This is a genomic window from Pseudotabrizicola sp., assembly GCF_030656345.1.
Classification (GTDB): domain Bacteria; phylum Pseudomonadota; class Alphaproteobacteria; order Rhodobacterales; family Rhodobacteraceae; genus Pseudotabrizicola.
This window is the reverse complement of record NZ_JAUSNR010000019.1, coordinates 92,766-116,053: the sequence shown is the minus strand read 5'-3', so window position 1 is coordinate 116,053 and position 23,288 is coordinate 92,766. Positions and strand designations below refer to the sequence as shown.

Below are 23,288 nucleotides of genomic sequence, written 5' to 3'. Positions count from 1 at the left end.
TGGCGGATATGGCCCGGTCCGCTGCACCGGAGCCGCATCCGCCCCGGGGTGGAAGGGTGAGCAGCTTCCACCCCTTTTTTCCAGCGGCGCGCCGCGCTATGCGGGGGCATGACACACCCCGCCCCGGATTTTACCCATGAAGAGGCCGCCCGGTCGCAAGGGGCGGCTTTTGTCGTGGGCGTTGACGAAGTGGGCCGCGGCCCGCTGTGCGGCCCGGTGACTGCCGCCGCCGTTCTGCTGGACCCGACCCGCATCCCGCCCGGTCTTGCCGATTCCAAGACCCTGACCGCCGCCCGGCGCGAATACCTTTTTGCCGAGTTGCAGCAGGTCGCCCTGATCGCCGTCGCCCATGCGACGGTGGAAGAGATCGACACGCTGAACATCCTTCGGGCCAGTCATCTGGCGATGGAACGGGCCGTGGCCGCACTTGGTGCCGATTTTGCCCTGATCGACGGCAACCTGATCCCGCGCAATCTGTCGTGCCGGGGGCTGGCGATTGTGAAGGGCGATGGTAAATCGCTGTCGATCGCCGCCGCGTCGATCTGCGCGAAAGTGACGCGTGACCGGCTCATGGTGGATTTGGCGCAACAATACCCCGGTTATGGCTGGGACGTGAACGCAGGTTATCCGACAAAAGCGCATCTGGCAGCGCTGCTAAATCTTGGGGTGACCCCCGTTCATAGACGTTCGTTCAAACCTGTCCACAATATCTTGTATCAAGAGAAATTCGTAACCCCTTGATTTAATAAAGAATTTGACGGCGAATCATCTCTGACTCATTCTTATCCACAGATACGGCGCGCCAAATGACGCCGGGGACAGAGGCAGAAGATGACGTCAAAGACCAAAACAACAGGGGCAGATCTGCCCCTGAACCAGATCCTTGCAGGCGACTGCATCGACGTGATGAACAGCCTGCCAGCGGGATCGGTAGACCTGATCTTCGCCGACCCCCCCTATAACCTGCAGCTTAAAGGTGACCTGCACCGCCCCGACAATTCCAAGGTCGATGCGGTTGACGACCACTGGGACCAGTTCAGCAGCTTCGCCGTCTATGATGAGTTCACCAAGGCCTGGCTGAAGGCCACCAAGCGCTTGCTGAAACCCAACGGCGCGATCTGGGTGATCGGCAGCTATCACAACGTGTTCCGCCTTGGGGCCGAACTGCAAAATCAGGGCTACTGGCTGCTGAATGATGTGGTTTGGCGCAAATCGAACCCGATGCCGAATTTCAAGGGCAAACGCCTGACCAACGCGCATGAAACCCTGATCTGGGCCTCGCGCGATGAGAACGCGAAATACACTTTCAACTATGAGGCGCTCAAAGCGCTGAACGATGGCATTCAGATGCGGTCAGACTGGGTGCTGCCGATCTGTACGGGGCATGAACGCCTGAAAGATGCCAATGGCGACAAGGCCCATCCGACGCAAAAGCCCGAAAGCCTGCTGCACCGCATCCTGATCGGCACCACCAACCCCGGCGATGTGGTGCTGGACCCGTTCTTCGGCACCGGCACCACCGGGGCCGTGGCCAAGATGCTGGGCCGCGATTTCATCGGGATCGAGCGTGAAGAGGCCTACCGCACAGTGGCCGAGGCCCGCCTTGCCCGCGTGCGCAAATTCGACGCCTCGGCGCTGGAGATCACCGGATCGAAACGGTCGGAACCCCGCGTGCCCTTCGGTCAGGTGGTCGAACGCGGCATGCTGCGCCCGGGTGAAGAGCTGTATTCGCTGGGCAACCGTTATATGGCCAAGGTTCGCGCTGATGGCACGCTGGTGGGCAATGATGTCAAAGGGTCCATCCATCAGGTCGGGGCCGCCTATGAACGCGCGCCAAGCTGCAATGGCTGGACCTACTGGCACTTCAAACGCGATGGCAAGATGATCCCCATCGACATATTGCGCCAGCAGATCCGCGCCGAGATGGAAGCTGATCACGCGCGCCCGAACTGATCGTGATCACGCCAGTGGCGGGGTGAACCCCGCCCTACCCCCAAAATATTCCGTTTACGCCAGCACCGCAGCCCGCCTGCGGTGTCCCTTGCCCCGCCATGTTTGCATGGCGGGGCCTTTTATTCTTCAGCGCTGGTCTTGCGAAACCGCCCGGGGCTCTGCCCCCAACTCATTGGTTTCTCGGACCAATGGCGCAACCACTGAGCAACCCGGAATGCTTTTAGACAGAAAATGACCAGGAGATTGTGGCGGCCGACCGGCCTTTGCAGTGTTCGGAGGGAACTTGCCAAGGGGTCTGTTCGGCGCCAAAGAAAAGCAAGAGTTTCAGGGGCAGGGCATGAAAACGCAGGCTGCGTTTATAGCGCAAAGAGAGATCCGGGCGGTTCAGTCGCCCGAAGGCTGCCTGAATGATTGATGCGCTGGTCATCGGGGCCGGCCCGGCCGGGCTGATGGCAGCAGAGGAACTGGCGCGTGCCGGTCGCCGCGTTGTGGTGACCGAGGCCAAGCCAACCCCGGCCCGCAAATTCCTGATGGCCGGAAAATCCGGGTTGAATGTGACCAAGGATGAACCGCCCTTCGCGTTTTCCGCCGCCTTTGACAGCGATTGGCTGAACCCGATGCTGAGCAATTTCGGCCCGGAACAGGTGGCGCAATGGTGCCGCGATCTGGGGCAGGATGTGTTTACCGGAAGTTCGGGCCGGGTGTTTCCCCGCGCGATGAAAGCCTCACCCCTGCTACGCGGCTGGCTGCTGCGGCTGGCGGGGCAGGGTGTGGATCTGCGGACGCGGTGGCACTGGCAGGGCTGCGAAGGCGATGCGCTGCGCTTTGCCACCGCCGACGGGCCACAGCTTTTGCGCCCCCGGGTCACCGTTCTGGCGCTGGGCGGGGCCAGTTGGGCGCGGCTGGGGTCTGATGCGGCATGGGTTCCGTGGCTGGTGGCGCAGGGTGTCGCGGTGGCCCCGTTCCGCCCGGCCAATATGGGCTTTGGCGTGGACTGGTCCCCCCATATGACCCCGCATTTCGGCCAGCCGATCAAGCCCGCGCTGGTCACCGCCGGCCCGCAATCGGTGCGGGGTGAATTCGTGCTGTCGGCGCGCGGGGTTGAAGGCAGTGCGATTTATGCCCTGAGCCGTCGGCTGCGCGAGGGGGCGGCGCTGAGCGTCAACCTGCTGCCCGATCTGGCCCCTCTGGCGCTGACCTCGCGCATCGCGCGGCTGAAGCCGAATGACAGTCTGGCCAACCGGCTGCGCAAACTGGGGCTGTCCCCTGCCGCTGCCGCGTTGCTCATGGAGTTTGGCCGCCAGATGCCGCTGGACCGCGCCCTGACCGCATTGCCGATCCCGCTGACCGGACCGCGCCCGATCGATGAGGCGATTTCCAGCGCTGGGGGGATCACCCGCGACAGTCTGACGGACGGGCTGGAGTTGCGCGCCCTGCCGGGGGTTTTTGCCTGTGGCGAGATGCTGGATTGGGAAGCTCCGACCGGCGGCTATCTGCTGACCGGCTGCTGGGCGACCGGCCGCTGGGCCGGGCACCATGCGGCGTTGGTCTGAGCATAGCGGAAGGCGTTAAACCGGGTGTCCGCTGCTGTCTCCGCCCGCCAGCCGGGTAGACCCGTGGGGCAGGGCGGGCAAGACTGGCTGCGCGCCTTGCCAGAAGCACAGCCGGATATGATCGCCAAGCTCCGGATCGGCCAGATGGTCCCAGGCCAGACCAAAGCCCTCCATCAACAGGCCCTCGGCGTAGAACACGATCTCTTCAGTATCCAGACTTTCGCCCGCAGCCTCTGACCATGCGGCATCCTTGTGCCAATAGACATAGGCCTCGATGGTCTTGTGCTTGCGGGTGATGCGCGCAAGCGGGGCCAGCACGGTTTCGAAATCGGACATCGCGATAATCCTGCAGCTTGCATCCGTGGTGAGGGTAGCCTTTACCCTAGCGCCGCGCCATCGCCAACCGGATGAGCGCCCGCTCCATCAGCGCCATTCCGGGCGCGCGTGAGGCTGATCGCAGGGTCAGGTCGGTTTCCAGCAGATCAGACACTGCCTTTTCCAGCGTGCGCATGCCAAGTGCCTGCGCCTGCCGCTGCATCAGGTCACGCCTCGGGCCAAACACCCGCGCCTTTTGCAAGCCGTTCGCGATGCCCGACGGGTCTGACGCCGCGATGTGCAGCGCCCGGAAATGCCGCAGCGCCTGAATGCAGATGGTGACCGGCAGCACGCCCTGCCCCTCTAACCGCCGCATCAACAGGCCGATGGCAGGCGCGCGGCCATCGGCCACCGCGTGCAGCAGATCATCCACCTCGGCCTCCAGCGTTGCCGGGGCCATCGCGGCCACATCGGCGGGGGTCAGGGCGGTGGGGTCGCCATGCTTGTACAGCGCGATCTTTTCCAGCGTCTGCCGGAAATCGCCCGGGTCCAGCGCGCGGGCGAGCGTGGTCAGATCGGCCATCGCCTCACGGTCGATGCTGGTCAGCCCCGCCTTTTTCAGCGCATCCTCAATCTCTTCACGGCTGGGCGGGTCGTCATACAGGATGGCGCAAAATGCGTTGGGGTGCTTTTCAAACAGCATCTTCAGCGCCGATTTGGCGGTCAGATTGCCCGCCGTGACCACGATCGTCGCATCCCCCGGCTTCCAGTCCTTCAGAGCCGCCGCGATGGTCGGGGCCAGCGTGTCAGTGGCATCCTCGGCAAAGGCCACGCGCGGGCCGGGAAAGAAGCCCACAGCCTTGACCGCATCCAGAAGCGCGGCACCATCCTTGCGCAACTCAGACGCCTGAATGCGGGTCAGCCGCATCTCGCCTTCGCCTTCGGGGCCGATCAGGGCGGCAATCAGCTCTTGCCGTTTCAGCGCGACGCGCATCGGGTCGGCCCCGGCGATCAGCACGCCGGCTTTGGTCGGGTCGGGCTTGGCGAAAAAGCGGCTGGCCTCGATCCCCTTCAGGATCATGCCCAGGTGCCCGATGTGGCGATCAGCCGGGTGACGATCTGATCGGCCAGCATCCGCATCAGGCGAAACCCCGCATCCTGTTCTGCCGTCAGCCCCGCCACGGTGCTGCCGGTGGCGGAATAGGCGGTAAAGCCCTGCACCCGCCCGCCGGTGGCGCGCTGGCCGGACTCGCGGCTGGTCAGCGTCCAGTCGATATGCCCGGTCAGGTGATAGCGGGTGATCGCGTTTTCGGGGGTGATCCCCAGCGTCTCGGCCCCGGTCACGATGGTGTAATTCAGGTCAAAACGCGGGGCCTCGGGCCGGCCAAGCTGTTCTTCCAGCCGTTCGACCAGATCGAACCCCAGTTTGTCATTGGGGTCCGCCACCCGGATACGCCCTTGCAGACCCTGTGCCACGCCGCCCGGCCCATAGGCAGGTGCAAAACCACAGGCCATCAGGGCCAGTGGCGCAAAAAGCACAAATCTGCGGTCAGGCAACGACATTTATGATACGCCCCGGCACAACGATGATTTTCTTTACCGGCTGACCGGCAAGAAACCTGATCACATCCTCATCCGCCAGCGCAATCTTTTCAATCTCTGCCGCAGGCATATCCTTTGGCACGCTGATTTCCGCCCGCCGCTTGCCGTTGATCTGGATCGGCAGAGTCATTGTGTCGTCAACCAGCAACGCCGGATCGGCTTTTGGCCAGGCGGCCTGGCAGCACAGACCCTGCCCGCCCTGAAAGCTCCAGATCGATTCCGCGATATGCGGCACCATCGGCTGCATCAGCTGGGCCAGCGTGCGGATCGCGTCCTTCATCACCGGGGTCGAGGCGTTGGCCTTGGCCAGCGTGTTGGTGAAGCCGTAAAGCACCGCAATCGCCTTGTTGAAGGCAAAGCTGTCGATAGACCGGGTCACCTCGTCAATCGCCTTTGCCGTGGCACGGCGCAGGTCGTCATCACCTGTGCCCACATGATCCGCAGGCATATCGCCGATCCGACCGCACAGGGTCCAGACGCGGGACAGATGCTTGAACGCGGCTTCGGCGCCCGAGGATGTCCATTCCACATCCCGCTCCGGCGGGCTGTCCGACATCACGAACCAGCGCGCGGTATCGGCACCGAAGGACGCGATGATATTCATCGGGTCGACGACGTTTTTCTTTGATTTCGACATCTTGGCCGAGGGGATCACCTCAACCTCAGTACCATCTGCCAAGGTCGCGCCAGAGTCGCTGCGCTGAATGTCTTCCGGCAGGTGATAGACCGGGCGGCCATTTGCGTCAGTGGTTTTGTAAATCTCATGCGTCACCATGCCTTGGGTGAACAGCGCATTGAACGGCTCAATCGCCGACTCGGGCAGGTGTCCGGTCTTCGCCATCGCGCGGGCAAAGAAGCGTGAGTACAGCAGGTGCAGAATCGCATGCTCGATGCCGCCGATATACTGGTCGACGTTCATCCAGTAATCCGCATCGGGCAGGGATGTCGGCGTGGCCGCACGCGGGGCGGTAAAGCGGGCGTAATACCAGGAGGAATCGACGAAGGTATCCATCGTATCGGTTTCCCGCCGTGCAGCATGGCCGCATTTCGGGCAAGTGCACTTGCGCCATGTCGGGTGACGGTCCAGCGGGTTGCCCGGCACGTCAAAGCTGACATCATCGGGCAGCCTGATCGGCAGGTTTTCCTTGGCCTCAGGCACCACGCCGCAGGTTTCGCAATGCACCACCGGAATTGGACAGCCCCAATAGCGCTGGCGCGAAACGCCCCAGTCACGCAGGCGGAACTTGGTAACGCCTTTGCCATAGCCGTTTGTTTCGGCATGGGAAATCGCAGCGGCGACCGCTTCATCGCCGGACTGCACCGCATCGCCGGCAAACCCGCGCAGATAGCGCACGCGTTCGGATTTCATCGGCACAAACGCCTCGGCCAGCGGGTCATCACCGCCATTCTCAGCCGCAAACACCGCGTTGATCGGCAGCCCATACTTGCCGGCAAATTCGAAATCCCGCTGGTCATGCGCCGGGCAGCCGAAAATCGCCCCGGTGCCGTATTCCATCAGCACGAAGTTCGCGATCCAGACCGGCAGCTCCCACTCGGGGTTCAACGGATGCTTCACCCGGATTCCGGTGTCATAGCCGATCTTTTCCGCCGTTTCGACCTCTTCCGCCGACGTACCGCCCCTACGGCATTCCGCCACGAAAGCCGCCACCTCCGGGTCAGACTCCAGCGCCCGGGCCAGCGGATGATCCGCCGAAATCGCGGCAAAGGATGCGCCCATCAGCGTATCGGGCCGGGTCGTGTAAACCTCCAGCCGGTCGAACCCTTCGGGTGCGCCCACCGTCTCAAACCCGAACTGCAGCCCGCGTGACCGGCCGATCCAGTTGGCCTGCATCAGCCGCACCTTTTCCGGCCAGTGGGTCAGCCCATCCAGCGCCGACAACAGCTCTTCGGAATAGTCCGAGATCTTGAAAAACCACTGCGTCAGCTCGCGCCGCTCCACCGCCGCACCAGACCGCCAGCCCTTGCCGTCGATCACCTGTTCATTGGCCAGCACGGTCATATCCACCGGGTCCCAGTTCACCACCGCATTCTTGCGGTAAACCAGCCCCGCCGCCATCATGTCGATGAACATCGCCTGCTGCTGGCCGTAATATTCCGGGTCGCAGGTGGCGAATTCGCGGGTCCAGTCAATCGACAGACCCAGCGGCATCATCTGGCCGCGCATGTCGGCGATGTTGCCATAGGTCCAGTCCTTCGGGTGGCCGCCACGCTCCATCGCCGCATTTTCGGCGGGCATGCCAAACGCATCCCAACCCATTGGATGCAATACGGAAAATCCACAAGCCGACTTATAGCGCGCCACCACATCGCCCATGGTGTAATTGCGCACATGCCCCATGTGGATGCGCCCTGACGGATAGGGAAACATCTCCAGCACATAATACTTCGGCTTTGCCGGATCGCGCCGGGCCAGAAAGGCCTGCGCCTCATCCCAGGCGGCTTGCCATTTCGGTTCGATCTGGGCGGGTTCGTAGCGCGACATGAAAAACCTCCGGGTGCTGGGCGGAGTTACACCGAAGCGGGGCAAAAGGTCCAGTCGTCAGGCGAAACCCGCGCTTAAACCTGAACGGGCGGCGGGTCAGACTGACCCGCCGCCCGTTCACCCAAAGCCTTGGGATAATCTTACAGCTTGCTGTCACGAATCCGCAGTTGCCGCGCGCGGGTCAGGATGGCATCTTCAATCGCGCGCGACGTTTCCGTCGCCACCGCGCCGCCGCCGCGGGCTTGCAGTGCCACCCGTAGGGAACGCGCATCCAGCGCCGGGTCCTGCACATAGACCGTCGCGCGGTACGCGCGGCCGCCGCCGGGCGGCGTGCCGTATCCGGTGGAAATCACACCGGTGAACGGATCAACCGATTCCACCGGCAGGAAGTTCAGCACCTCAAGGCTGGCCTGCCACAGATACTTGTTCACCTCGACCGTGGTGTTCGGATCATCACGGTTGCCGAACAGATCCCAGATCGTCGATCCGCGCTCTTCCTCACCCACAGACCGCGCGAGGGCGGCGCGCTGCGCATCGGCGCGCGCCTTCTGGTCAAGCTGGCGCTCGCTGGGAATGCCGGGGGACCGGCGGAACAACCCGCTGTCGCCGCTGGCAAAGCCGCCGCCACAGGCCGAAAGCCCGCCGATCAATCCGCTGAAAATGACAACCCGTGCCAGACGGTGAAAGAACATCCGCACCCCCGCAATTTCTTTCATGGTTGTCTAGCCTAGGCCTTGGGGCGTGCCAAGGCTTTTCACAGCCCGCCCCGCGTCAGCCCTAATGCCTATACTATAGTCACCCGGCCCGTCCGGGCATCTGTGGCATTGCTGCACCACGCCTTCCCGGTTTTCGGCGGCAAATGCGGTCATCGTTGCAATCCGGGGTCTGCGGGTGGAAAACACCATCATTCCGACTGCGGATTCCCCTGCGGCGGGCTTACCTTGAGGAAAGAGGGAATAACATGAAAAAAGTTCTTCTCGCGTCGACCGTTCTGGCAATGACCGCCACCGTCGCCGCTGCAGATGTCACCGTGTCGGGCTCGGCTCGCATGGGTGTGGCTTACAACTCCGAAGCTGTGAACAAACTGGGCTTCACCAGCCGCGTTCGCGTTGCTTTCGGCCTGTCGGGCGAAACCGACACCGGCCTGGCATTCGGCGCTTCGATCCGTGCTGACAACTCCGGCGCTGGCAACAACGGCGTTGCACGTGCTACCCCAGCACCAGGCACCGGCAGCGGCGACGTGAACGGCGCAGGCAACCAAGCTGCTGGTTCCGTGTTCGTTTCGGGCGCTTTCGGCAAACTGTCGATGGGCGACGTTGACGGCGCTGCTGAACTGGTTACCGGCGACCTCGCAGGCGTTGGCCTGACCGGTCTGGGCGATCTGAACGAATCCGCCTTCCTGTCGAACACAGATGCGGTTCGTCGCTCGGCAGCCCGCTACGAGTACAGCACGGGCGGTCTGACGTTTGCTGTGTCGGCAGATAACCCACAGAACGATGCGGCTGCACTCGAAAATGTGTACTCGATCGGTGTGAAGTATTCGGTTGACGCGTATGCGTTCGGTCTCGGCTATGAAACCTCCGACGTAAACGGTGTTTCTGTTGATCACATCATTGCGTCGGGTGAAGCAACCTTCTCGGGCATCACGCTGAAAGCTGTGTACGGCGAAGCAGATGACTTCGGCGGCATTGCAGGCAATGATTTCACCCAGTACGGTATCTCGGCAAAGTACTCGATGGACGCTCTGTCGGTGACCGCGTTCCACCGCGTTGCTGAAACCGGTGTGCGTAAAGACAAGTTCACCGGCATCGGTGCTTCCTACGCACTCGGCGGCGGCGCTTCGGTTGTCGGCGGTCTGGTTGACGTGAACTATGGCCTTGGCGGCCCTGTTGACCAAACCCGCGCTGACCTCGGTCTGTCGTTCTCGTTCTGATCTTAACCGATCAACGTGATGGAAAGAGCGGGCCTTGTGCCCGCTCTTTTCTTTTGTGCTATGGGGGACCCACCACACACAGGGGTTTCGCCATGTCACTTGCCGCCATCCAGTCCCGCCTGACCGCCGCCTGCGCCGCCCATGGCCGCGCGCCCGCATCAGTCCAGCTGATCGCCGTGTCAAAGGTGCAGCCGCTGGACCGCGTGGTTGCCGTGCTGGAACAGGGTCACCGGCTGTTCGGCGAAAACTACGTGCAAGAGGCCACGGGCAAATGGCCCGACCTGCGCAGCCGCTTCTGTGCCGTGCAGGTCCACATGATCGGCCCGCTGCAAACCAACAAGGCCAAGCTGGCGGTGGACCTGTTCGACGCCATCCACACCGTCGACCGCCCGTCACTGGCCGAAAAGCTGGCCAAACTGGCGCAGACCCGCGGCACCAGCCCGCAGCTGTTCATACAGGTGAACACGGGGGCCGAGCCGCAAAAGGCCGGCATCCTGCCGGGCGACACCGATGCCTTTGTCACCCAATGCCGCAGCATGGATCTGCCGCTGCACGGCCTGATGTGCATTCCGCCCGAAGGCGAAGACCCCGCCCCGCATTTCGCCATGCTGGCCCAGATGGCCACCCGCAACGGACTTTCCGGCCTTTCGATGGGGATGAGCAGCGATTTTGAGGCCGCCATCGCCCACGGCGCCACCCATATCCGCGTCGGCAGCGCGATTTTTGGCGCGCGCGACTACGGCTGATCACACCAGCCAGACCCGCGCATAGGGCGGCAGCGCCACTGCGCCATGATGCATTTCCACCACATGGCCCGACAGCATGTCGTGCATCTGGCTGACGCCCTGCGCGCGCACCCACTCCTCCGGCACCTGCTGCCAGTGTTCGGTAAAGTTGAACAGGCACAGCACCACCCCCGTCGGGGCCAGCCGCTGAAACGCGAACACAGCCCGCGCCTCGGGGAACACCACCCGCGTGCCATTGCCCGCATGCAACCCCGCGAGCGCCCGCCTGCGCGCCAGAATATGCCGGGTGCCCCAGAACACCTGCGCCGCCGGGCTGGTCTCGTCATCCAGCCGCGCCACCGCCTGCCAGTCCATCTGCGGCCGGTGACTCCAACGGCTGTCATGCGCATGGGCGGGCACGTCCAGATAGCCGTAGTCATTCGGCAAGGCCAGCTCATCCCCCATATAAATCAACGGGATACCGCCAAAGCTGGCAATCAGCGCATGCCCCATCAACATGCGCTGCACCGCCATGTCCACCCCCGCCGCATCCCCCGCCGCCAGCGCCTTTTCCAGCCCGGCAAGGGCCGCAAAACTGCCCGAAATGCGCTTGTCCCCCGTCTCCGGGTTCACCTGAAACAGCGCCCCTTGCGCGAAAGACCCGGGAAAGCTGCCCTCATAAAACGCAGACAGAAAGCTTCGATGCGCCGGGCCCGACATGCCCACCGCATGCGCATCCTCATCCGTCACCGCCCAGCCGATATCATCATGGCAGCGGATATAGGTGGCGTAGGTCGCATTGCGCAGGGTTTCGGGGAAATGGGTCGACAGCACATGGCCCATCAGGCCGGTGTCGCGCGTGGCCAAGGCGCTCCAGAACTGCACCATCAGGCTGTTGTGATAGGCAAGGTTGCCCTCTTTGCCATCATGCTGCCCGCGCCCCAGATAGGGCAGCATTTCCGCAGGCGAAACAATCGCCTCTTCCAGATGAATCACCGCCGGGGCCGCAATCCGGCTGCACGCGCGCAGTGCTTGCAACAGCATATGCACCTCGGGCTCTGACTGGCAGCGCGTGCCCAGCCGTTTCCACATAAAGGCCACCGCATCCAGCCGCAGCACATCCACCCCGCGATTGGCCAGATGCAGCATGATCTCGACGATCTCCAGAAATACCTGCGGGTTGGCCCAGTTCAGATCCCACTGGTGTTCGTTGAAGGTGGTCCAGACCCAGCGGTCGAAATCCGGGTAATGGGTGAAATTGCCCGGCGCATGTTCGGGAAACACCTCAACCAGCGAGTCGGAATAGCGCGCGGGCATCTCGGGCGAGTCGAACATCAGGTAATAATCCTGATAACGCGCATCGCCCTTGGCCGCCTTTTTCGCCCAAGCGTGCTCTTTGGCGGTGTGGTTCAGCACCAGATCAATGCACAGCGATATGCCGCGATCCCGCAGCGCGCGGCTGACCGCCTCAAAATCGGCCATGGTGCCATAGGTTGGGTTGATCTGGCGGTAATCCATCACCGAATAGCCGCCATCACTGTCACCGGGGCGGGGCTTCAGGCAGGGCATGAAGTGCACGTATGTGATGCCCAGATCGGTCAGGTAATCCAGCTTGTCCAGCACCCCGCGCAGAGTGCCGGCAAAGCGGTCGATGTAGAAGACATAGCCCGCCATATCGGGGCGCTGAAACCAGTCCGGCTCCAGATCGCGCCGCAGGTCGAGCCGCTTCAGGTCGGCGGGTCGCGCCGCCCAGGCTTTACGTAACGCTTTCAGCAGGTTGGCACGAAAGGCATCAAAGGCCGGGTGGCGGCCATACAGCGCTTCCAGCATCGGCCACAGGTCGGGGGCAGAGCGGTCAAGACGCAGCGCGAAAATCTCGTCATCCGCTGTTGCGGCTGCCTTTGGCATGGTCATCCTCCCCTGTTCGCCGGGCAGATTATGCAAGCCAAAGCGGTTTGGAAAGGGGCTACCCCGTGATGATGAGCCGCGTCTGATGCCGGATGCGCGCCGCGATCCACACCAGATCGGCCCGTGCAAAGCCAATGCAACCCGCCGTGGGATAGCGCGGCCTGCGCCAGGTGTGGATGAAAATCGCCGACCCGCGCCCCGGCTCCGCCTGCGGCCAGTTCCAGTCCGTGATCAGGATCAGATCATATTGCGGGTCAGGCCGCTGCAACCGCTCATGGCTGAAACGGTGCCCGGCGCGGACCATCAGATTGTAATCGGGATCATCACTGTCATCCGACCAGCGGTCGGCGGGCGCGGTGGGCAGCGCCCAATCGGCGGGCGGGGTCAGGCGGGCGGGATGATACAGCATCCCGACAATCCGGTGCGTGCCCGCAGGTGTGGCCCCGTCGCCTTCGCGCTTGTCGCGTGCGGGCACAATGCCACCCCGGCCTACAGAACAGGGGAACCGCCGCCCCATGAACCGCGCGCCGTGTTGATTGACCACGATATCCAGCGGCGTCACAAAAGATGCCCCGATTTCGCCGCCTTGGTCGCCAGATACCCGGCATTCTGCGCGGTCTGGCCCACATGCAGTGGCACCCGTTCCACCACCTGCAAGCCGCAGGTTTCCATCATCGCCAGCTTTTTCGGGTTGTTGGTCAGCAGGCGCACCGTCGAAAATCCCATCCGCCGCAGAATATCGGCACCGATCCGGAAATCGCGCTCGTCATCCTCAAACCCCAGCCGGTGATTGGCCTCAACCGTATCAAACCCTTGATCCTGTAGGGAATAGGCGCGCATCTTGTTGGCAAGGCCAATGCCGCGCCCCTCTTGATTCAGGTACAAAAGCACCCCCGCCCCCTCAGCCCCCATCTGCGCCAAAGCCGCGCGCAACTGCGGGCCGCAATCGCATTTCAAAGACCCCAGCACATCGCCGGTAAAGCAGGCCGAGTGCAGACGCGCCAGAACCGGCGCGTTGCGGTCGGGCTGGCCGATCTCGATTGCGTAATGCTCATCGCCGCCGTCTTCGGGGCGGAAAATATGCACCCGCCCGGCATCAGACGCCACCATCGGCAACCGGGCCGAGGTCACCTCGTGTAACGGCGACAGCAACAGCAGGGCAGGGGCCACGGCATCCAGCGTCAGAAAGGTCAGCCCCAACTCCGCCGCCAGCGCCAGCCCGTTCGGCACCGGCACCAGCACCGCCGCAGGCAACAGATGCGCCGACTTCGCCAAACCCACTGCCGCCCGGTGCAGATCCGCAGGACCCTCGCGCACAGACCGCAGCGGCCCTTTCATCGGCATCCGCAGATCATCCGCCGGGTCGGCCAGCGCGCGCAGCCAGGCAACATCCGCCTCCAACGGCACCATGATCCGCGCCAGATCTCCATCATAGGCGCGCGCCTTCAGCGTTTCAGCGCGCCGCGCCGTCAGCGCCAGTTCGGCCACACCCAGCGCCCGCAACGCCACCAGCCGTTCCGCCGTCAGCGCCTCTACCGCCACCACCAGCGCCGCGCGCCCGCCCCCGGACAGCACCACCGGCACCCCCATGCGCAGATCGCCCCGCGCGCGGGTCAGCCGTTCGGTGATGGTCGGGGCAAGGGTCATGGGCGCTCTCCTGCGGTTATCTCTAGCCGGGGAATTACGGAATTGAAACATATCCACGTCAGACGACACGTCCGCGTGAGGGAAAGGTTACAATTCTTGTGACCGCGCCTGCGCACGCTCATGTGATACCCCAAGAGAACAAGGGAGACCCCAATGGCACAACTTCGCAAGATCCTGCTGGTGGACGATGATGACGATCTGCGCGAGGCGCTGAGCGAACAATTGGTCATGACCGAAGATTTCGATGTGTTCGAAGCCAGCAATGGTGCCGAAGGCATGGAAAAGGCCAAGGCTGCGCTGTACGATCTGGTGATCCTCGATGTCGGTCTGCCCGATACCGATGGGCGCGAGCTGTGCCGCCGGATGCGCAAGCAGGGCGTCAAATGCCCGATCCTGATGCTGACCGGGCATGACAGTGATTCGGATACCATTCTGGGGCTGGACGCTGGCGCGAATGATTACGTGACAAAGCCGTTCAAATTTCCCGTGCTTCTGGCCCGCATCCGCGCGCAATTGCGCCAGCATGAACAGTCCGAAGATGCGATCTTCCAGCTTGGTCCCTACACCTTCAAACCGGCGCAGAAAATGCTGCTGGATGATAAGGAAAAGAAGATCCGCCTGACGGAAAAAGAGACCAACATCCTGAAATTCCTGTACCGGGCGCAATCTGGGGTTGTGGCGCGCGACGTGCTGCTGCACGAGGTCTGGGGCTACAACGCCGGGGTCACCACCCACACGCTGGAGACGCATATCTATCGTCTGCGGCAGAAAATAGAGCCTGATCCCTCAAATGCGCGCATTTTGGTCACAGAGAGCGGCGGATATCGGCTGGTTGCCTGACGTCCTATTGTCGCCGCATTCACGCTTATTATACCTTTAGGGTTGAGTGTGAATGGATTGGTTCCCCAAGTTCCCCTTGTCGTGTCGGGGTTATGGCACGGCACCTCCCTGTTGGACCTGGCCGGGCCTTGTGCCCGGCCTTTTTTTGCCCGTGCGACAGAAAACATCCGCGCCAGGGGAACCAAACAGCGCCGAGGGCGGTTTCAAAATCACCTCCCTGTTGGACCTTGGCCCGGACCGAAAGGTTCGGGTCTTTCTTTGCCCGGGTCGCGTGCACGCGGGTCAGACCTGACGCGGAATGCGCAGCACTGCCACCACTGCCACAATTACCATCCCCGCCCCCGCCAACACAAACGGCAGCCGCAGCGCCATGTCGCGCCCCAGATCGGCCTGCGCCATCGTCACGATCGCCCCGCCCGCCAACGCGCCAAACGGCATCGAGCCCCAGCCGAAAAAGCGGTAGATGCTGTTCACACGGCCCAGAATACCCGCCGGAATGATCCTCTGGCGGTAGGATACCGTGACCACATTCCACAGCATCGACGCGGCCGCCCCGACAAACATCGCCACCCCGGCTGAAACAATGTTGGGCAGAACCGCCAGCATGGCATAATTCGCCCCAAACCCCACCAGCGCCAGCAAAAGGCTTGCCTTCATCCCCAGCCGCTTTGCAATCGCAGGTGCGATCAGCCCGCCGATCACTCCTCCCGCAGCCCCTACGGTCAGCAGCAGCCCATGACCGGCGGCCCCAAGCCCCAGCACCTCCTGCGAATACAGCACCAGCATGGTGAAAGCGCCCGTATGCAGGAAATTCACCGCCCCCAGCATCAGCGCCAGCGTCAGGATCACCGGCTGCGCCCTTATCCAGACAATCCCCTCGCGCAGCGCGGGCCAGAACGTCTGTGGCACCGGCAGCGCACGCGGCGGCATCGCGATCAGCCAGATCAGCAGGGCCGACAGCGCAAAGGTCAGCACATCAAAGCCGAACGGCACCGCCAGCCCCAGCCCGATCAGCACCCCGGCCAGCGGCGGCCCGATGAACTCGCCCGTCACCTTCTCCGCGCTCCACATCTGGCCATTCGCGCGTTCCAGATCGGCGCTGGCCACCACCGATGGCAGAATGGTCTGCGCTGCATTGTCCCGGATCACCTCGACCGCGCCCAGCAGAAATGCCAGCAACGCCAGTGGCCAGATCAGCAGCGCCTGATCCGGCGTCGCTGACAGCGCCAGCATCAGGATGCCCGCCGCCATCACCGCCCGCAGCGCATCGGCGCGCCAGATCAGCCCGCGATGATCCGCCCGGTCCGTCCACACCCCCGCAGGCAGCGCAAACAGCAGCCACGGCAGCCGCTGCGCCATCGCGACCAGCGCCACCAGCATCGGGTCGCGCGTCAGCACCGTCGCCAGCCAGGGCAGCGCCAATGCCAGCACCCCGTCACCAAGGTTCGAGATGACCGAGGCCGAAAACACCAGCCGATAATTGCGGTTCCGTGTCAGCAGCATGCGCGCCCCTTCGTTTTGCGCAGCTTTGCGCAAGCGCCCGGCCACGACAAGGGTTGAGATGCGCGCGCCTGCCGCCTAACCTGCGCGTAAATTAAGGAGACGCGTCATGACCTTCACCCTCGCCACCTGGAACATCAATTCCGTCCGCCTGCGCGAAGGTCTGGTCGCCCGTCTGATGACCGAGGAATCCCCCGATATCCTGTGCCTGCAGGAATGCAAAAGCCCGGTCGACAAGATCCCGGTCGAGCAGTTTCAGGCGCTTGGCTACCGCTACATGGTGGCGCGTGGTGAAAAGGGTTACAACGGCGTGGCGATCCTGTCGAAACTGCCGATCATGGATGCAGGGGACCGCGACTTTGCCGCCATGGGCCACGCCCGCCATGTTGCGGCGCGGCTGGAAAACGGGGTGACGATCCACAATTGCTATGTCCCCGCAGGCGGCGATATTCCCGACCGGGACATCAACCCCAAGTTCGGCCAGAAGCTCGATTTTCTGACCGACATGCGCGAATGGTGCCGCTGGGACAAACCCGACCGGGCCATTCTTGTGGGGGATCTGAACATCGCCCCGCGCGAAGATGATGTCTGGAGCCACAAGGCCCTGCTGAAGATCGTCAGCCACACGCCGGTGGAGGTCGAGCATCTCAATCAGGTAATGGAGGCGGGCGGCTGGCAGGACATCACCCGCAAGGACATTCCTGACGGGTTGCTCTACAGCTGGTGGTCCTACCGCGCCGCCGACTGGGATGCGGCAGACAAAGGCCGCAGGCTCGACCACATCTGGGCCTCGCCCGACATTGCCAATGCCGGCCATTCCAGCCGCATCCTGCGCCCGGTACGCGGCTGGCTGCAACCGTCGGATCACGTGCCGGTGTTTGCGACGTTCGATCTTTGATACCCGGACTGGCAGGGGTATTTATTTGTTCAGCACTGAGACTGCGACCACAATCATCACCACGCAGGCCGACATGATGATCGCAGCCTGCGTTTCGCGTCCTTGGCAATACATCGCATAGGCCGCAATCAAACCAATGACGCCACACACCACCATCGTAACGGCTGCCCATGCGATAAAAGCGCTTTGCGAGGCACCAATCGGTGAAATGCCGAATGCCATGGGATCAACCTGTTTACGACTCCTCAACGGTAAAGGGGGCTGTTGGAAAAGCAAGTTCGGTGATGCCCGGATCACCGCCCCCGCGCAAACCCCGCCCCGCCGCGTCTGGCCCGCACCGCCAGCGACACGGCGGCATAGGTGGCAAAGCCCGGCGGGTCAGCCAATGCCAGCCGCAGCAGCCCCGTTGCGGTCAGGTCAGGCTTGCCTTCGCGCGCCATCAGACCGGGGTAGAGCGCGCTTAACTCTCGCCCCCCCGCATCCTGCCGCCTGCGCACCCGCACCAGCGGGGCAAAGCCTTCGATCATCGGCCACAGATAGGGGTCTGCCACCTGCACCCGCTCCTCCGGCAGGAACTGCAGCCGCACGAAGGTATCGTCCGAGATGAGGGCGGGGAAATCATCCCACCTTGCCCGCCCCGCCGCATTCACCGCAAACAGACCATAGCCGGGGGCAGCCGTCTGGTTGAACGGCAGCTTCTGCCAGAACCGGGCATAGGCGCGCGTCACCGCACTTTGCGCCGCAGGAATGACCGGCGTGCCGCTGGCATAGCGCGGGACCGGCCCTGCCAAGACAGCGCCAAGCGCTGAAAGCAGGCCGGGCGAGACCTGAACATCGGCATCCAGATAGACCCGCATCGGATGCAGCGCCGCCGCATCCCCGGCATTCAGCGCGCCGGGTTTTGAGCCCTGCGCCAGTTCCAGCACCGTGCTGGTCCAGCCCGCTGGCTGATGCGCGGCCAATGTTTCGCGCGCGAAACGCGCTGTGGCATCGCGGCAGCCATTCGCCACCACAATCACCTGCACCCCCGCCGCATCTGATGCGCACAGATGCCGCAGGCAGTCGCTGATGTAGCCAGCCTCATTCGAGGCCGGGATGATCACGCTCAGCACGCGGCGCACCCTTTGGCCAACACCTGCCAACGCGGGTTGTCATCGCCCAGATGGCGCAATGCCCCCCAGCTGCCCCATTTTCCGGGGGTCGCCACATCGACAAAGGCGTTGAACGGTTCCGGCGTCACCGCTGCCCAGCCTTGCAGCAGACGGTCATAAAGCTGTGCCATGCCGGGCGTGTAATTCAGATGGACGAAAAACGCGGTCAGAAGGTCATCATCAACCTGCACCCCGTTGCCCACCACATGGCTGCCGCCTTCATACATCATCAGGCGCAGGCCATGCGCTGCCGCCGCCTGCGCCTGATGCGGCAGGGTGCGGGTCAGGTAGTCTGCCACGCTGTCCTCGGACCTGCCAGTCACAGCACCGCTTTCCAGTTCCGCCACCGCCATTTCTACGGCGCGGTCAAACCGGTGCGCCGCGACATAGTCCGTCGCCGCCGCGCCTTGCAACCCCTGCGCTGCCGCCGCGTCGCGCGCTGCGGCCTCGGACTGCGCGATCCAGCCGCGCACGAGCGGGGCCTTTTCATCGCTGCCAAGCCCGGCGCTGAAATAGCCGGTGACGGCCCAGGCATCGAACAGGCTTGCCGGCGCGGGCCGACCCTCGGCCATCACCTCCGGCGCGGTCAGGATCTGGTCTTCCAACCCAAGCCAGCCGGTCTGCGTTGCCAGAACCCGCACCAGCCGGGTCGGGGCCGCATCGCCATAGACATCGGCCCAGATCGTTGCCACCTCACCGGCGCGCAGGGCGTAGTACTGCACCCATTTCGACTCGCCGCCCCAGCGGGCGCGGCCCTGTTCTTCGGCCCAGACCGCCTGTTCGAACTGCCAGTTCCAGACCTCATTGGAATATTCGACATGCGCCACCAGCCCCGGGTCCAGCCCGTCGCGCGCGGCGGTGGCGTAGAACCGCACCAGATCATCGCTCGCCAGATGTGGCATGGTGAACCATGGGTGTGCGTCCAGCTCATTGGCCAGTGCGACTATCACCTCAATGGGCGCGCCGAGGCGGGTCCATGTGTAATCTTCCGGCTTTGGCCGGTCTTCCAACTGCGCAAGCGGGCTGTCATTGGTGCGCATCCAGTCCATCAGCCGGATCGTCTTTACCCCGCGCAGCCGCGCCAGCCAGTCGGGGTTGAAGATCTGCCCGCCCGCCAGCAAGGCCGCCCGGTCCTGCCGCACGATGACGATGTCGCGGATCGGGTCTGCCGGATCAATCGTGTCCAGATGCAGGAACACCCCGCCCTCACCGGGAGTAAAGTCAAACTGCGCCATCCCGTCGCCGATGATCACATTCGTCACCCGCCCGTCGATCCGCAGATCGCCCTTGCCCTCAAAGCTGACCAGATAGCGCCCGGCCACGCCGCCCGCATCTGCGGGCAGGTCCACCATCACCAGCGTGGAAATCCCGGTCAGCTCGGGCGGGATGGCGGTGGGCCAGCCGTTCGGCCCCAGCACCCCTGCCGCCGCCAGCCGGTCATGATCCCAGCCGCCATATTGGCCGGGCAGATGGCCGGTCCAGTCGCGGGCGGTTTTCATCACATCCAGAAACGGCTGCTGCACCGACCAGTCGGTGATGCCGTTCAGCCCCAGCGCCAGATTGGGGTTGGTGATGGGGGTCAGCGCCGCCGGGTCGATCAACGCCTGCGCCATCGGCGGGGCAGCGGGTGGCTGGATTTCGGCCTCGGCCTGTTCAGCCGCTATTGGCGCAGGTGCCGCCGCCAGACTTGGCGCATAGTCCCTCACCGTCTCCCATGCCAGCCGTTGCAACACCGCCGCCAGATCATCTGCGATCACCGCCTCGCGGCTGCGCCACGCGCGGGTCATCTGGGCGGGCAGACCCTCGGGTGAGGCCCCGGTGATCGCCGCGACATGCACCAGCGCCACAAAATACTTGCCCTTGTCCGAGAGATGGATGTCGTCGGAAAAGAAGTCATCCATCGACGCCACACCCGGCACCGTGCCTGCCTCTACCGCATCGGCCAGCCGCGCCATCGCCTGCCCAGCCGGGATCAGCGCCACATCTGCACCTGACTCGCGCAATGCCCCTTCCCACAGTGGCAGGTCCGCCGTCAGCCGGTCGCGCCAGGGCAAGGCCGAGTTCGGCTCGCCTTCCACCGCGCCTGCCGTGCGGCTGTGCCAGGTTTCATAGACAAACACCCGCGCCGCAGGGTTTGCCGCCTTTGCCAGCGCTGCATAGGCCGCAATCACCCCCGGCGTGTCGTTCCAGCGCAGATGCTCTGCCAGCGGGATCGCTTCGGTCAGGATCAGCACCTCGGTCTGGCCTTTGGCCAGTTCGGCCCGCGCGTCCACCCCTTCGGCAGTCGCCCCGTTTTCCAGATTGAACCGCAACGGCGCGCCGTTGATGATCTGCGCTGAAACGGTCGCAGGCCGCTCCATCAGCCGCAAGCCGCCTTCGACCAGCGGTGGCAGGTCGGGGCCGACAAGGCTGTGACCCACAAACAGAATATCCGTCAACAGCGCAAGAAATCCCACCGTGCCCCCTTATCGGTTCGCCATGCCGGTCAGACCATAGCGAAGAACCGTATCCCAGACTATCCGTTGCAGGGCCAATGCCGTCTGCTCTGGCAGGGCCGTCACAGGGGTTCCATCGGCGCGGGTCTGCGGCAATCCTTCGGGGCTGCGCTGGTAGATCACCGCATAGTGCGTCAGCGCCATCAGATAGGCGCCGGTATCGTTGACGTGGATCGGGTCCACCGCCCCGCTGTCTGTGCGCGCAAACAGATCGTCCCGCGCGGTCAGCCCCGGCACCTGCCCCGCCTCAATCGCCCGCACCACCGCTGCCATCACCGGGCCACCGGGGATCACGTAGATCTCGCCCACCCCCGGCTGCGCCATGGCACCGGCCAGCAGATCGCCGTGCCAGTAGCGCGCGCCATCGCTGTCGATGCGCTGCAACCAGCCTTCGGGATCATCGGTCGGATGCCATGTCTCATACAGATACAGCCGCACATCGGGCCGCGCCTTGCGCGCGCGCGCCGCCCACAGCCCCAGATGCCGGGCGCTGTCGTGATAGCGGATGGCATCGCGGATCTCGACCATTTCAGTCAGCACCACCACGGGGTAGTCGCCGCTGTCCAGCGCCTCGCCCGCCGGGCGGTGGTTGGCATGGGCGTTTTCAGCATCAAACCCTGCGACATCGCCGGTCCAGTGGTCTTTCAGGCTGCTGCCCCAGCCCAGCTGGCTGGCGTGGTCATGCCCGGCCATCTGTGCCAGCATTGCGGGCATATCGCGCCCCACCAGCGAATGGCCCAGGTGATAAACCGCCACCGGCCCACCCGGTGCGGCCAGCGGAACCGCCAACCGTGTGGCCAGCGCATCCGGCGTCAGCGCCGTTGCCATCCGTCCTTGCTGCCACCACCACAGCCCCCCGGCGATTGTGGCAATCCCCAGTGCAAGCATCCCTTTGCGCATCGCTTTCCCCCTGTTTCCCGCTGTCATATCTGATAACTCTGAAATCGAAAGACCAGATGGAGGCCACCTTTTGCTGACCTTTCTCATGACCCGCACCGCAGACCGCCGCGCCCGTTTTTACCGGGTCGAGGTCGATTACAATCTGTTCGGCGAATATTCCGTGGTCCGCGAATGGGGGCGAAAGGGGCGGGGCGGGCAGCATTTGCTGGTGTGGTTCTCCAACCTGCGCGATGCCTGCCGCGCCGCCGAGGCGTGGCGCAAACGGGCCATGCGGCGGGGCTATGTGACCGAAGGAACAAGCGTATGACACATCTGTGGGTCCGGGCCGAACAGCGCCCGAATGAGGAACGCGTCGGCCTGACGCCCGAAGGTGCCGCCGCACTGGTGCAGGCGGGGCTGCGGGTGACGGTGGAAAAATCCTCGGTCCGCGCCATTCCGCTGGATGGGTATGTGCAGGCCGGATGCGAGATTGCCGAAGAGAATGCGTGGCCGCAGGCCCCCGCCGATGCGATCATCTTCGGCCTGAAGGAACTGCCCGAAGACGGCACCGCGCTGCCGCACCGCCACATCATGTTCGGCCACGCCTACAAGGGCCAGCCTGCGGGGCGCGACCTGCTGAAACGCTTCAAGGCAGGCGGTGGCGCGCTGTATGATCTGGAATATCTGGTGAACGAAGACGGCCGCCGCGTTGCCGCCTTTGGCTATTGGGCGGGCTATGCCGGAGCGGCCGTCGCGCTGAAAACATGGGCCGCGCAACAGCGGGGCGCGTTGATCGGCCCGGTGAGCAAATACCCGGGGCGGCAGGCATTGCTGGATGATCTGGCGGCTGAGATGCAGTCGATGCTGCGCCCCCGCGCCATTGTTATCGGCGCGCTGGGCCGCGTCGGCACCGGCGCGAGTGATCTGTGCGAGGCGCTGGGCGTGATCGTCACCAAATGGGATATGGATGAGACCGCAAGCGGCGGCCCGTTCCCGCAGGTGCTGCAGCATGAGATTTTCCTCAACTGCATCCTCGCCCGTCCGGGTTGCCCGGTGTTTGTGCCCGCAAGCGCCAAAACCGACGCCCGCGCGCTGACCGTGATCGGCGACATCGCCTGCGACCCGACATCGGATTTCTCACCGATCAAGGTCTATGACCGCGCCACCGACTGGTCGGCCCCCGCCCTGCGCGTGGCCGAGGCCCCGCCGCTGGACGTGACCGCCATCGACAACCTGCCCTCCCTGCTGCCGGTGGAAAGCAGCGAGGATTATGCGGCCCAGCTTCTGCCCAGCCTGCTGACCCTTACTGCGCTGGAGTCCGGCGTCTGGGGCCGGGCTAAGGCGGAATTTGACCGCCACATCGCAACGGTCTGAAGGGAGAAACAC

General features: G+C 63.9%; 22 protein-coding genes. 9 read left to right on the top strand and 13 right to left on the bottom strand.

The features are described 5' to 3' along the window. Positions 1-108 precede the first annotated feature (108 nt). The 3 genes from Q7J44_RS10855 to Q7J44_RS10845 all read left to right on the top strand — a co-directional run bounded on the left by Q7J44_RS10855 (position 109) and on the right by Q7J44_RS10845 (position 3,506). A complete protein-coding gene (locus Q7J44_RS10855) occupies positions 109-741 on the top strand; it encodes a ribonuclease HII (protein ID WP_304879744.1) in 633 nt (210 codons plus the stop codon). A 90-nt stretch (positions 742-831) separates the two neighbouring features. Further along, positions 832-1,953: a site-specific DNA-methyltransferase gene (locus Q7J44_RS10850; protein ID WP_304879742.1), complete on the top strand. Its 1,122-nt coding sequence runs from the start codon at positions 832-834 to the stop codon at positions 1,951-1,953. Between the two features lie 410 nt (positions 1,954-2,363). After that, on the top strand, positions 2,364-3,506 hold the full coding sequence (locus tag Q7J44_RS10845) for a TIGR03862 family flavoprotein (RefSeq protein ID WP_304880362.1): 1,143 nt from the start codon (positions 2,364-2,366) through the stop codon (positions 3,504-3,506). Between the two features lie 15 nt (positions 3,507-3,521). On the opposite strand, the gene Q7J44_RS10840 is transcribed toward Q7J44_RS10845, so the two are convergent. From Q7J44_RS10840 to Q7J44_RS10820, 5 genes are all read right to left on the bottom strand, one after another. Then, positions 3,522-3,842 (bottom strand): hypothetical protein, encoded by a 321-nt coding sequence (locus tag Q7J44_RS10840; RefSeq protein WP_304879740.1) that lies wholly within the window; start codon positions 3,840-3,842, stop codon positions 3,522-3,524. 46 nt (positions 3,843-3,888) lie between these two features. Beyond that, on the bottom strand, positions 3,889-4,902 hold the full coding sequence (holA, locus tag Q7J44_RS10835; RefSeq protein WP_304879738.1) for a DNA polymerase III subunit delta: 1,014 nt from the start codon (positions 4,900-4,902) through the stop codon (positions 3,889-3,891). Beyond that, positions 4,899-5,384, bottom strand: a complete 486-nt coding sequence (gene lptE, locus Q7J44_RS10830) for an LPS assembly lipoprotein LptE (protein ID WP_304879736.1) — start codon at positions 5,382-5,384, stop codon at positions 4,899-4,901. Before lptE ends, holA begins: the two co-directional genes overlap by 4 nt. Next, positions 5,371-7,926, bottom strand: a complete 2,556-nt coding sequence (gene leuS, locus Q7J44_RS10825; RefSeq protein WP_304879734.1) for a leucine--tRNA ligase — start codon at positions 7,924-7,926, stop codon at positions 5,371-5,373. Before leuS ends, lptE begins: the two co-directional genes overlap by 14 nt. A gap of 140 nt (positions 7,927-8,066) precedes the next feature. Continuing rightward, a complete protein-coding gene (locus tag Q7J44_RS10820; protein WP_370693006.1) occupies positions 8,067-8,618 on the bottom strand; it encodes a DUF3576 domain-containing protein in 552 nt (183 codons plus the stop codon). Positions 8,619-8,887: 269 nt separating this feature from the next. On the opposite strand from Q7J44_RS10820, the gene Q7J44_RS10815 reads away from it, so the two are divergent. Next, positions 8,888-9,859 (top strand): porin, encoded by a 972-nt coding sequence (locus tag Q7J44_RS10815; protein ID WP_304879730.1) that lies wholly within the window; start codon positions 8,888-8,890, stop codon positions 9,857-9,859. Positions 9,860-9,951: 92 nt separating this feature from the next. Then, entirely contained in the window at positions 9,952-10,605 is a 654-nt protein-coding gene (locus Q7J44_RS10810) for a YggS family pyridoxal phosphate-dependent enzyme (RefSeq protein ID WP_304879728.1), read from the top strand. On the opposite strand, the gene Q7J44_RS10805 is transcribed toward Q7J44_RS10810, so the two are convergent. The 3 genes from Q7J44_RS10805 to ribA are packed head-to-tail and all read right to left on the bottom strand — an operon-like array spanning position 10,606 to position 14,139. Then, positions 10,606-12,492, bottom strand: a complete 1,887-nt coding sequence (locus Q7J44_RS10805; protein WP_304879727.1) for an amylosucrase — start codon at positions 12,490-12,492, stop codon at positions 10,606-10,608. It lies immediately after the preceding gene. A 58-nt stretch (positions 12,493-12,550) separates the two neighbouring features. After that, positions 12,551-13,054, bottom strand: coding sequence for a L,D-transpeptidase (locus Q7J44_RS10800; RefSeq protein ID WP_370692996.1), 504 nt, complete (start codon positions 13,052-13,054; stop codon positions 12,551-12,553). Further along, positions 13,051-14,139: a GTP cyclohydrolase II gene (gene ribA / locus Q7J44_RS10795; RefSeq protein WP_304879725.1), complete on the bottom strand. Its 1,089-nt coding sequence runs from the start codon at positions 14,137-14,139 to the stop codon at positions 13,051-13,053. Before ribA ends, Q7J44_RS10800 begins: the two co-directional genes overlap by 4 nt. A gap of 153 nt (positions 14,140-14,292) precedes the next feature. On the opposite strand from ribA, the gene Q7J44_RS10790 reads away from it, so the two are divergent. Then, entirely contained in the window at positions 14,293-14,979 is a 687-nt protein-coding gene (locus Q7J44_RS10790) for a response regulator transcription factor (RefSeq protein WP_135428910.1), read from the top strand. Between the two features lie 282 nt (positions 14,980-15,261). Here Q7J44_RS10790 and Q7J44_RS10785 read toward each other — a convergent pair whose 3' ends face one another. After that, a complete protein-coding gene (locus Q7J44_RS10785) occupies positions 15,262-16,482 on the bottom strand; it encodes an MFS transporter (RefSeq protein WP_304879721.1) in 1,221 nt (406 codons plus the stop codon). Positions 16,483-16,588: 106 nt separating this feature from the next. On the opposite strand from Q7J44_RS10785, the gene Q7J44_RS10780 reads away from it, so the two are divergent. Further along, positions 16,589-17,377, top strand: a complete 789-nt coding sequence (locus tag Q7J44_RS10780) for an exodeoxyribonuclease III (RefSeq protein WP_304879719.1) — start codon at positions 16,589-16,591, stop codon at positions 17,375-17,377. A 21-nt stretch (positions 17,378-17,398) separates the two neighbouring features. On the opposite strand, the gene Q7J44_RS10775 is transcribed toward Q7J44_RS10780, so the two are convergent. From Q7J44_RS10775 to Q7J44_RS10760, 4 genes are all read right to left on the bottom strand, one after another. Next, positions 17,399-17,599, bottom strand: coding sequence for a hypothetical protein (locus tag Q7J44_RS10775; protein WP_304879717.1), 201 nt, complete (start codon positions 17,597-17,599; stop codon positions 17,399-17,401). A 71-nt stretch (positions 17,600-17,670) separates the two neighbouring features. Then, positions 17,671-18,489 (bottom strand): glycosyltransferase, encoded by an 819-nt coding sequence (locus tag Q7J44_RS10770; RefSeq protein WP_370692995.1) that lies wholly within the window; start codon positions 18,487-18,489, stop codon positions 17,671-17,673. Then, complete coding sequence (locus tag Q7J44_RS10765; protein WP_304879712.1) at positions 18,483-20,984, bottom strand: hypothetical protein; 2,502 nt, start codon at positions 20,982-20,984, stop codon at positions 18,483-18,485. The genes Q7J44_RS10770 and Q7J44_RS10765 overlap by 7 nt, the downstream gene beginning before the upstream one ends. A gap of 9 nt (positions 20,985-20,993) precedes the next feature. Further along, a complete protein-coding gene (locus Q7J44_RS10760; protein ID WP_304879710.1) occupies positions 20,994-21,923 on the bottom strand; it encodes a hypothetical protein in 930 nt (309 codons plus the stop codon). A 70-nt stretch (positions 21,924-21,993) separates the two neighbouring features. On the opposite strand from Q7J44_RS10760, the gene Q7J44_RS10755 reads away from it, so the two are divergent. After that, positions 21,994-22,230 carry a WGR domain-containing protein gene (locus Q7J44_RS10755; RefSeq protein WP_304879709.1) on the top strand — a complete coding sequence of 79 codons (237 nt, stop codon included), beginning with the start codon at positions 21,994-21,996 and terminating at the stop codon, positions 22,228-22,230. Further along, entirely contained in the window at positions 22,227-23,276 is a 1,050-nt protein-coding gene (locus Q7J44_RS10750; protein WP_304879708.1) for a saccharopine dehydrogenase, read from the top strand. Before Q7J44_RS10755 ends, Q7J44_RS10750 begins: the two co-directional genes overlap by 4 nt. Positions 23,277-23,288: the final 12 nt, after the last annotated feature.